This window comes from Mycolicibacterium confluentis (assembly GCF_010729895.1).
GTDB classification, from domain to species: domain Bacteria; phylum Actinomycetota; class Actinomycetes; order Mycobacteriales; family Mycobacteriaceae; genus Mycobacterium; species Mycobacterium confluentis.
In genome coordinates this window covers 146,386-156,965 of record NZ_AP022612.1, presented here as the reverse complement: position 1 = coordinate 156,965, position 10,580 = coordinate 146,386, and the positions used below count along the sequence as shown (strand labels likewise).

The 10,580-nt window shown below is 63.5% G+C and carries 3 protein-coding genes and 2 pseudogenes; 2 read left to right on the top strand and 3 right to left on the bottom strand.

Annotation, left to right across the window (positions count from 1 at the left end; translation table 11 throughout):
* Positions 1–139 precede the first annotated feature (139 nt).
* The 3 genes and pseudogenes from G6N34_RS28405 to G6N34_RS00720 all read right to left on the bottom strand — a co-directional run.
* A pseudogene (locus tag G6N34_RS28405) lies at positions 140–5,045 on the bottom strand (amino acid adenylation domain-containing protein); the annotation flags it as partial.
* 261 nt (positions 5,046–5,306) lie between these two features.
* Positions 5,307–6,266: pseudogene (locus tag G6N34_RS28545) on the bottom strand (condensation domain-containing protein); the annotation flags it as partial.
* 70 nt (positions 6,267–6,336) lie between these two features.
* A complete protein-coding gene (locus G6N34_RS00720; RefSeq protein ID WP_085155831.1) occupies positions 6,337–6,552 on the bottom strand; it encodes an MbtH family protein in 216 nt (71 codons plus the stop codon).
* 211 nt (positions 6,553–6,763) lie between these two features.
* Between G6N34_RS00720 and G6N34_RS00715 the strand changes: the two genes are divergently transcribed.
* Together G6N34_RS00715 and G6N34_RS00710 are read left to right on the top strand one after the other, a co-directional pair.
* Entirely contained in the window at positions 6,764–7,267 is a 504-nt protein-coding gene (locus tag G6N34_RS00715) for a DUF2505 domain-containing protein (protein WP_085155872.1), read from the top strand.
* A 322-nt stretch (positions 7,268–7,589) separates the two neighbouring features.
* Complete coding sequence (locus tag G6N34_RS00710; protein ID WP_109788659.1) at positions 7,590–10,568, top strand: PQQ-dependent sugar dehydrogenase; 2,979 nt, start codon at positions 7,590–7,592, stop codon at positions 10,566–10,568.
* Positions 10,569–10,580 lie beyond the last annotated feature (12 nt).

Below are 10,580 nucleotides of genomic sequence, written 5' to 3'. Positions count from 1 at the left end.
CCGTGACATGCGCCGGTTGGGTCTGCAACCGCACTCGGTCGCCCCAGGGCTGCCCGGCCACAGCTGCCCGCAGTTTGTGAATCGTCGGCGCCGAGAAGTCCGTACCCCAGTACTCCGCACATCCAGGAGCCACCTGAGCCAGCACCAAACCCGAGCCCACACCGATCTCGAGCACCCGCTGCGGACCCAGCTCCACAATCCGCTGCACAGCGCAGGAACGCCATTCCTGCATCTGCGGCAACGGAATCGGCTCACCGGTGTAACTGCTGTTCCACCCGCGGAAATCGCTGCCGAACTCCGCAGCGTCGTCGAGCTCAGCGTCATACAACTCGTCATAGATCTGCTGCCACTGATCAACGGCCTCAGCCTCATGATCAGCCGTACTGGAGCGATCCAACGCCACATAGCCCACCAGATGATCAGCAGCCTCACCCCGGTGCACCGCCACCGCAGCCCGTGCCACCTGCGGGCAGGCCAACAGGACGTTCTCGATCTCCCCCAACTCCAGCCGCTGTCCCCGCAGCTTGATCTGGGCATCCGCACGCCCCAAATACTCCAGGCCACCCACCGAAGTCCACCGCACCAGATCACCCGTGCGATACATCCGCGCGCACGAATCCCCAAAGGGATTGGCCACAAACCGATCCGCAGTCAGATCCGGACGTCCCACATACCCCCGCGCCACCCCAGGACCAGCCAGATACAACTCACCGACCACCCCCACCGGCACCGGATTGAGCCGCCCATCAAGCACCAGCGCAGTGACGCCAGCGATCGGAACACCGATCCCCACCGCCTCACCAGCCACCAACGCACTCCAGGTGACCCAGATCGTCGCCTCGGTCGGACCATACGCATTGAACATCGCCCGACCCGGCGCCCAGGCCGCCACCAACTCCGCGGGACAGGCCTCACCGCCGGTGACCAACGTCGACAACCGGCCCACCAACCGGTCCCGATCCAACGTCGCCAACACCGTCGGAGTCAACAACGCCGCATCCACCCGCTGCTGCTCCACCAACCCCGTCAACGCCTCACCGGCATACGAATCCGGCGCCGCCACCACCAACGTCGCCCCAGACGCCGTCGCCCACAACCACTCAAACACCGAAGCATCGAACGTCGGGGAAGCCACCATCAGGATCCGCGCACCCGCACCCACCCCAAACACACCACGATGAGCAGCCGCCTCACCCAACACACCAGCATGGCTGACCGCCACTCCCTTCGGAGTCCCAGTCGAACCCGACGTGAAGATCACATACGCAGCACCATCAACCATCAACGGCGCCAACCGATCACCATCAGTGACCCGTTCGGCGCTGCACCCCGAAAGATCCAACTCATCAATGCGCATCACCGGACGATCCCCGGCGCCACCAACCACCTCAACCCCACACGTCACACACACCGCCCCGGCGGCATCAAGCACCGTCGCGACGCGTTCGGCCGGATGCCCCCGATCCACCGGCACATACACCCCACCAGCCTTGAGCACCGCCCACCACGCCAACACCAACTCCGCACACCGATCCATCGCCACCGCAACCGCTCGCTCCGGACCCACCCCCTCCTCGATCAATCGGCGAGCAAGCCGGTTCGATGCCTCATCAAGGTCGCGATACGTCCACGATCGATCACCGTCGACCAGGGCCAGCGCATCCGGCGCAGCAGCCACCGCACCGGCCAACAACTCATCCGCGAGACCCACCGGCGCAGCAACATCCGCACCAGACCATCTCTGCAGCACCAGTTCCCGCTCACCGGCCGCAAGCAGCTCCACCTCACCGACCCGCACCGACGGATCAGCCACCACCGCCGAGACCACACGACCAAACCATCCCACCAACCGCTCAACCGTCGACCGATCGAACAGGTCCGTCGCATAGGTCACCACACCAGCACACATCGGCACACCACTGCCCCGGCTCGACATCTCCCGCAATGCGAAAGGAGCGGAGGAGTTTTCGACCGCCATCTCCCTCAGCTGGATGTCGAGATCGAACTTGGCGGTGCGGGTGCCCACCGCCACCGATTCGACACCCGCCCCGTCAAGCACCACCTGTGGGCGCACATTGTTCTGATAGACCATCGCGACCTGGAACAGCGGGTGATGAGAGGCCGAACGCGCCGGATTCAACCGCTCAACAAGCATTTCAAACGGCACATCCTGATTCGCATAAGCCTCTAACGCCTTGTGCCGCACCTGATCAAGCACCTCACTGAAACTCTGCTGAGGGCCAATCCCCACCCGCAGCACCCACGTGTTGACAAAGAACCCGACCAACTCATCGAGTGCGACGTCCGCCCGCCCCGCGATCGGGGCACCCAGCGCCAAATCGTCACCGACACCAGCGCGGTGCAGCACCACAGCCATCACGGCCTGCAGAACCATCGACGCCGTCGCATTATGCTCAGCGGCCACCACTTTGAGTGCTGACCAAGTCTGGGGATCGATCCGGATCTCCACCTCGTCACCGCGGTACCTGGGCACCGGGGGCCGCGGACGATCCGTCGGCAGCGACACCACCTCAGGCAGACCAGCCAACTCCTGCCGCCAATACGCCAACTGTGCGGCGATCACACTGTCCGGATCATCTTCGGATCCCAGCCAATCCTGCTGCCACAGCGTGTAATCGACATACTGCACGGGCAGTGGAGCCCAATCGGGAGCGCCGACCGCGCACCGTGCAGCGTAAGCCTGACTGACATCACGCACCATGGGTGCCAGCGACCATCCGTCAAACGCGATGTGGTGCAGTACAATACCCAGAATGCATTCCGCTGGGCCCACATCGAAGATCTGAGCATAGATCGGCACCTCGACCGACAGGTCAAATCGATGCTCTGACAGCGCGAACAACTCAGCAGCGATCTCACGTTCCGAGCACGATCTCACCGCCGGTCCACCGCGCCGCCACATGCCCTCCTCGGCAGGCAGAATGTGCTGCGACGGCACTCCGTCGACATCCGGGAAGACGGTGCGCAGCGCCTCGTGCCGTGCGATCACGTCATCGAGTGCGGCGGCCAACGCTTCCACGTCCAGCGCACCGTTGATCCGGAATGCGGTGGGCATGTTGTAGGTGGCCACACCGCCCTCGAACCGATTAAGGAACCAGAGTCGACTCTGGGCGTAGGACAACGGGATCAGTGTTTGCCGGGGCTTCGCCACCAACCGGGCACGAGCGCTGCCGTTCCCGATATTAGGTGCGAGTGCGGCGATGGTGGGTGCGTCGAAGAGGGTCCGTACGGCCAGTCCGGTGTCAAGCGTGGTGTTGATTGCAGCGATCAACCGCATCGCGGAGAGTGAGTCGCCACCGAGGTCGAAGAAGGAGTCGTCGACGCCGACTTTGTCCAGTCCCAGGATGTTGGCGTAGATGCCGGCCAGGATCTCCTCGGTGGGTGTGCTCGGCGCGCGGTAGCGATCACTGGTGTCGCTGTACTCCGGGGCCGGCAGCGCCCGTTTGTCGAGCTTGCCGTTGACCGTCAACGGCAACACCTCAAGACGCACGATCGCGGCAGGGACCATGTAGGCGGGCAACCTGTCCGACAACATGGTTCGCACTTCGACTGGATCCGCGGTTCCGGTGATGTACCCCACCAGGCGCTTGTCGCCGGGACGGTCCTCCCGAACGATCACCACCGACTGCGCCACACCCTCCAACTGCGCCAAAACCGCCTGGATCTCACCCAACTCGATCCGATACCCACGGATCTTGACCTGCTCATCAGCCCGACCGTGATACCGCAACTGCCCATCAGCACCCCAGGACACCAAATCCCCGGTCCGATACATCCGAGCTCCCGTCGCGAATGGGCAGGCCACAAACCGCGACGCCGTCAACCCCGCCCGACGCACATAACCGACACCCACACCACGACCAGCCACATACAACTCACCGACCACACCCACCGCCACCGAATGCAACCGCGCATCCAGCACGAACAACGCCGACCCCCGGCACCGGGAACCCGATCGGCACCACACCCGAACCCGCCTGCAACGGAGCACTGATCGTGGCATACACCGTCGTCTCCGTCGGACCGTAACCATTGATCATCACCCGACCCGACGCCCACCGATCCACCACATCACCCGGGCACGGCTCAGCAGCAACCATCAACGACGCCGCTGCCAAACCCTCCGGAGACAGCACCCCCACCGCCGACGGCGTCTGACTGAGCACCGTCACCTTCTCCGCCACCAACAACGCCTGCAGTTCATCGGCAGACCGAGTCACCGAATCCGGAACCACCACCAACCGCCCACCATGGAGCAGCGCACCCCAGATCTCCCACACCGAAAAGTCAAACGCCAACGACGAACACTGCGCCCACACCTGCCCCGGGCCCATCTCCACACCCACATCAAGCCCGTCGAACAACCGCGTCACATTGCCATGCGTGACCGCCACCCCCTTCGGCACACCCGTCGTCCCCGAGGTGTAAATGATGTGCGCGACGTCGTCCGGCGCCGGATATCCCACCGGTGCAGTACGGGACTGGTGGTCGATGTGGGGATCACTCACATCGACCACCAGCACCCCGCACCCGGTCAGCCGGTCGGCTGACCCGGCGCCGCTCACCACTGCCACCGGCGCGGCGTCGGCGAGCATGAACTCGAGCCGGGAATCCGGCACCACCGGATCGATCGGCAGGTACGCCGCCCCCGACTTCAACACCGCCAGAATCGACACGATGGCCTCAGCCGACCGCCCCAACACCAGCCCGACGCACTCTCCGGGTCCTGCGCCATGTGAAATCAACAAGTGCGCCATCCGATTCGACGCCTCGTCGAGCTCCTGATACGTCCAGGACCGGCCGTCGCAACGAACCGCGATCGCGTTCGGAGAAACGAGCACCTGCTGCGCGAACACCGCCGGAATCGACGACTCCGACACCGACCCCGCCAACACGTCTCGACGACCGAATACGTCAAGGCTGCGCCGCTCACGCACGTCAAGAAGATCGAGGGACGACAGCAGCTGCGATGTGTCAGCGGTCATCGCGACAAGCACGCGGTTCAAACGATTCACCAGTTCGGCGGTCGTCAGATCCGAGAGCGGATGTCCTTGTCCCATCGTGCTGAGCAGCACCTCGCCACCGACGTCGGAGAAGACCAGTCCGAATCCACCCACTACGCCGACGTTTATCAACGAGGCGGTGGCCGGCACGCCGCCGAAGTCCAACGTGAAACTGGCTGGAAGGAAATTGATGCTCAGCCTCTGCGGTGGTTGGCCCGCACCCCGTGGTCTGAGTTTTCGCTCAAGTGCCTGTACCGGAAATCTTTGGTGCTGCAACGCTTCCCGCATGCGTTGATCGACATGCTCGCAGAAGCGAGACACCGATGCCTCGGGCGATGCCTCCAATACCAGAGGCACAACCCCCGCGACCATCCCGGGAAGTGTCTTCGATTCTGGGCGCACACGTCGAGTGACCGGGAGTTCGAGAACCACATTTGATCCCCTGCAGTCGTATCCTCGCGCCAACAGTGCACATGCCGCCGTAATGACGGAGGAGCGAGGGAAAGTCCACACCTCGCAACATTTCTCGACCATTTCCATGACCGTCTGGTCCAACGCCACCGGTTCAGTGGGCCAATGCGAGTTGGGGTCGACGACAGTCGGGGAACGTTGAAGGTCCTGATCGCCATCTACCGGGATGTTGCCCGTCCAGTAGGCCTCATCCTCCAGGTATTCGCGTGACGCCTCGTATTCCGATTCCAAGCTGACCAGGTCAGCCAGTGTGCCGAAAAGCGTTGGCGGAACGGCAGCGCCAGTGACGATGGCCGAGTACACCGACGCGATCCGCTGACCGATCAGCGCGACACCCGTTCCATCCAGGACGATGTGGTGGCAGGCGCCGAACAGGAAGTACTCGTCGTCCCGCGTCTGGAACAGAGCAAATCTGAACAACGATCCGGCGAGAGGCATCGGGGTTCGCTGGATGGACGACGCGATCTCGCGAGCTTTCTCCGCCGAGTCTTGAGAATCAGTCAGGTCATAGAACTGAAGCGTGAAATCAGGGTGATCGAGCGGCTTTTGGAAGATTTGTCCATTGGCCTCGACGAAGGCCGCACGCAACGGTTCGGCCTCCTGCAGCACTCTGCCTATCGACCACTCAAGGGCATAACGTTCAACCGCACCCTCGATCTTGGCAAACAGACCGAGTTGCCACTCCTCAGCACCGGAGTGGCCGGCAGCCCCCGCAAGCCAGATATCAAGTTGTGGGTGTGTGATGGGCAGGGACAGTTCATCAAACTCCATTGTTCCCCCACACAGGATTAACTAGGCCCCCCCGGGCAATCACGGATGCCGATCACCGATCGACCGGACATCAAGCCTCTGCGAGTCGCTCGCGAAGACTCCGTGGCCGGATGTCCGGCCAGCTGTTTTCGATGCACTCCAGGCATTCGGCCCGACTGGCCGCACCATGAACGACGCGCCACCCAGTGGGAATCTCGGCGAAGACTGGCCAGAGACTGTGTTGTTCTTCGCTGTTCACCAGCACGAAGAAACTGCCATCGTCATCATCAAACGGATTTGAACTCACTCACGGCCCCCCGCCAGATCAGGCCTGGAGCCGGTCCGCAAACCTCGCTCGACAGCGCCGAAAAACAGACCGCATCCCCCGCGACCGCCTTCGGTCCACCCCCGCTTTCGGAACCCCTCCAGCTACTAATTTCCATGTTGCAGTGAAACAGCCTAGCCACTTTTCAAGCCAAACGACGCCGGATTCAAAAATCTCGCCATAACCTGGGGTGGTGCCACGTTCATTCGACTTCTCAGTGGAATCCGCGGCCAGTATCGAGCAAATCTATGGCGCATTTGCTACACGTGACTACTGGCTAGCGCGGATCGCAGAGTTTGGCGGCACCGCCAGACTTGAGAAGTTCGCCGTGGACTCCAACGGCCTGGTGCTCACGGTGGTTGCCAATGACCTGCGCCCGGAAGGCCTTCCTCGACCCGTCGCCAAGATCTTCCCCCGGGAGTGGCGAGTCGTGCAGGAGGAGACGTGGAGCCCAGTGAATGGCAGCGAGTTTCGGGGCAGAATCAGCACTGTCTCCCATGGGGCACCGGGTGGAGGATCGGGCACCGCTGTAGTCGTGCCGACGCCGGACGGCTCCCGCATGAAGTGCAAGGCCACGGTCGAGTTCAAGGTTCCTCTGATCGGCGGCCAGATCGAGAACCTGATGGGCCGTTCACTGATCCAGAGCATCTCCATCCTGCAGGACTTCACCACCAGCTGGATTGCAGACAACTTCTGACGCCAGTGCAGGGCCCGGATCACGCCACACGGATCGACCGCGATTTTGGCCTCATCCACCGTCAGCCTTGCCATAACTGCGATTACGCCCGCGGGTCGGGCCTCGCGGAACTTCACCTACGCCATCGTGGGCGAATCGGGACGTGTGGGCCGTCGCGACGAATGCCCGCTTGTTTGCCACACCGCCGCAGCCGTAGTAGAAGTGCTTGAAAGCTCAAATACCGAGGCTTAGCTGGTTCAAGATCATGCCGCACGGCGCCGGATGATGACCTAGTTTTCGCATGCGGAAATTTCCACATCAAGGCAAACGGCAGGACAGGTCTATGGCGTCGGCAATCCATCGGCAGCAGCACTCCGGAGACCCCGGAAGCTATGCCAAGTTCATCGGCAGGGTCGGCGGACTCGCGGTCGCCCTCGGCGTCGGTGTGGCGGTCGGCGTCAACCCCGGCGCGGCGTGGGCCGACGACGGCACCAGTGGTTCGGTGTCCGGCTCCAGGACGGACTCGGCCGGCTCGGGTTCAAATGGTTCCACCGCAGGCGAGACACCACGACGGTCACCGCGACTGCGGCCGGATTCGATCTCGTCACTGCCGCCGTGGACCAAGACGCCCCTTCAGCGCGCGATCGAGAACACCCAGGCCGAGGCCGCAGCTCCGGAATCCGACATCGGCGAGACCGGCGCACCCGCGCAGACGGGCACCGGACCCAGGCCGGCACTCAAGAGAGCCGAGTTGAAGGCCGCGCTGCGCGAGCGGCTGGACGCCATCCGCGCCAAGGCCCTGGCTGCCGCACAGCCTTCCGGCGCCACGCCCACCGAGTCAGTCCCGGTCATCGGCGGCGACACCGATCCCGAGGTGCCCGCGGAGGCGCCCGTCATCGTCCCGGGCTCGAGTGTCCCCGGTGGATCGACCTCGGACGTCGCCCCTGAGGCCCGTCGAACCCTCGCAGAACGCGTTCAGGCCGCCGCGGCCGCTGCCCGTGAGCGGTTCACCAGCCAGTTGGCCCCAGAGGCGCACCAGGCCGTCGAGAACGAACTGGATTCAGGTGCCGTGGCTCCGGCCCTGGCGACGCTGACCACGTCACCGGCACTGCCGCCGGCCCTGAACAATGCCATCAGCCACATCAACTCCCAGGCCAAGGCCTTCCAAGAGGCCGCGGCGAAGGCGTTCGAGGATCTCAAGGTCTGTGTCTGCAAGCTGGTTCTGAAAGCCGTCGACGTCATCTCCGGCGTCACCGGCAACAGCGGCGAAGGTGCCGGGAACGGCGGCCTGCCGCCCGTCGACCAGAACCCCCTGCTGGCAGCCGTGGCCGGATGGGTGCGCCGCGAGCTCGACCGCATCATGGCGATCCCGCAGGTCGCGCGATTCGTTCAAGAGGTGACCGACCGTGTCACGATCGCGCTGCAGGAGGTCATCCTGTGCGCCAACCCGTCTGAGCACTCCCCCCTCCCGGAGGATCTCGAGCGGATCGTGATCGCCGCCGGTCTCGACCAGCCGACCGACTTCCGGTTCCTGCCCGACGGCCGGATCATCATCACCGAGAAGGCCGGCGCGGTGAAGATCGTCGACCCGAACAACCCGGGCTCGGCGATTCTGGTCGGCATGGTGCCGACGTCGCCCAGTCGCGAACTGAACGCGATCGAGTTGGACCCGGATTACGCGAACAACGGCTACGTCTACGTCGCGTACACCACTCCTGCGTTGGAGGACAAGCTCACTCGGTACACGATCGCCAACGACGCATTCGTCACCTCCGGTGAGAATGCCCCCTTCGACCTGATCGTCATCCCCGGGTCGGGTGCTATGCACCACGGCAACGCGGTGCTGTTCGGGCCTGACGGCAAGATCTACTGGGCCATCGGCGACAACAGCGAAAACGGCAGCGCGCAGGACATGACCAAGCTGTACGGCAAGATCCTCCGGATCAACCCCGACGGCACCATCCCCGACGACAACCCCTTCGTCGATCTGGAAGGCGCTCGCAGCGAGATCTATGCCCTCGGGTTCCGCAACCCCTTCCGAATGGTGTTCACCCCGACCGGCCAACTGCTGGTCGCCGACGTGGGTGACTTCGCCTGGGAGGAACTGAATCTCGTCGAGGCCGGTAAGAACTACGGTTGGCCCGGCGCCGAGGGTGTCAGCGACTGCGACTCCTGCAACTACGTCGACCCGATCTGGGCCTACCCGCACACCCCTGAGCCCGCCCGCGCCGGCTCGATCACCGGAGTGATGGTCTACACGGGATCAGCCATCGGCGACGAGTACACCAACAAGGTGTTCGTGGCGGACTACACGCTGCACTGGATCAAGGTGCTGACCTTCGATTCGACCTACCACAACCTGCTCAGCGTGGAGACTTTCGATTCCGAGGCAGGCACGGCCATCCAGCTGCTGCAGGGTCCCGGCAGCGACGAGAGCCTGTACCAGCTCAACATCTATCCCGGTGAGCTGTACAAGATCACGCCGTCGGGCGGCAACCGAGCTCCGACCGCGGTCATCACGGCCACGCCAAACTACGGTGCGACGCCCCTGGAAGTCCAGTTCTCGTCAGGCGGGTCGAAGGATCCTGAGGGCCAGCCGCTGAGCTACAGCTGGGACTTCGGTGACGGCAACACGTCGACCGATGCCAACCCGACGCACACCTACACCACCAAGGACAAGTACACCGTCATCCTGACGGTCACCGATGGTGAGAAGACCGGCACGGCAACGCAGATCGTTCACGTCGGCAACACCCCGCCCGACGTCGACATCACGACGTCCGTCGGCGACGGCAAGTACAACGCGGGCCAGACCGTCACGTTCGGAGCCACGGCGACCGACGCCGAGGACGACACTCTTCCTGACAGCGCCTACAAGTGGACCGTGATCTTCCATCACGCCGATCACGTCCACCCATACCAGGACAACATCGTCGGCCCCAACGGTTCGGTGTACCTGTCGACCAGTAATCACAACGTCGACACCACCTATTACGAGATCAAGCTCACCGTCACCGACAGTGAGGGCCTGTCGACCACCAAGAGCACGTTCATCTACCCGAACCTGGTGGAGTTGACGTTCGGCAGCAACAACCCGGACGCGGTCTACACGATCGACGGGGTGCCGCATAAGGGCACCTACACCGAGACCGCGGTCGTCGGTGTGGTGCGCGAGATCGACATCCCGTCACCGCAGACGATCAACGGCCAAGTGGTATACGGCAATTGGTCAAACGGTGGTGGAACGAAGCAGACAATCTCCACACCGGGCGAGGACACGGGCTACAACGCGGTGTTCACGACGACCCCGTCGGTCCTCTAGGGATTGACGCAA

What these genes read in the sequence shown, in the direction of transcription:
- G6N34_RS00710 (WP_109788659.1), top strand. Translation starts at nt 7,590, where the DNA reads ATGGCGTCGGCAATCCATCGGCAGCAGCACTCCGGAGACCCCGGAAGC.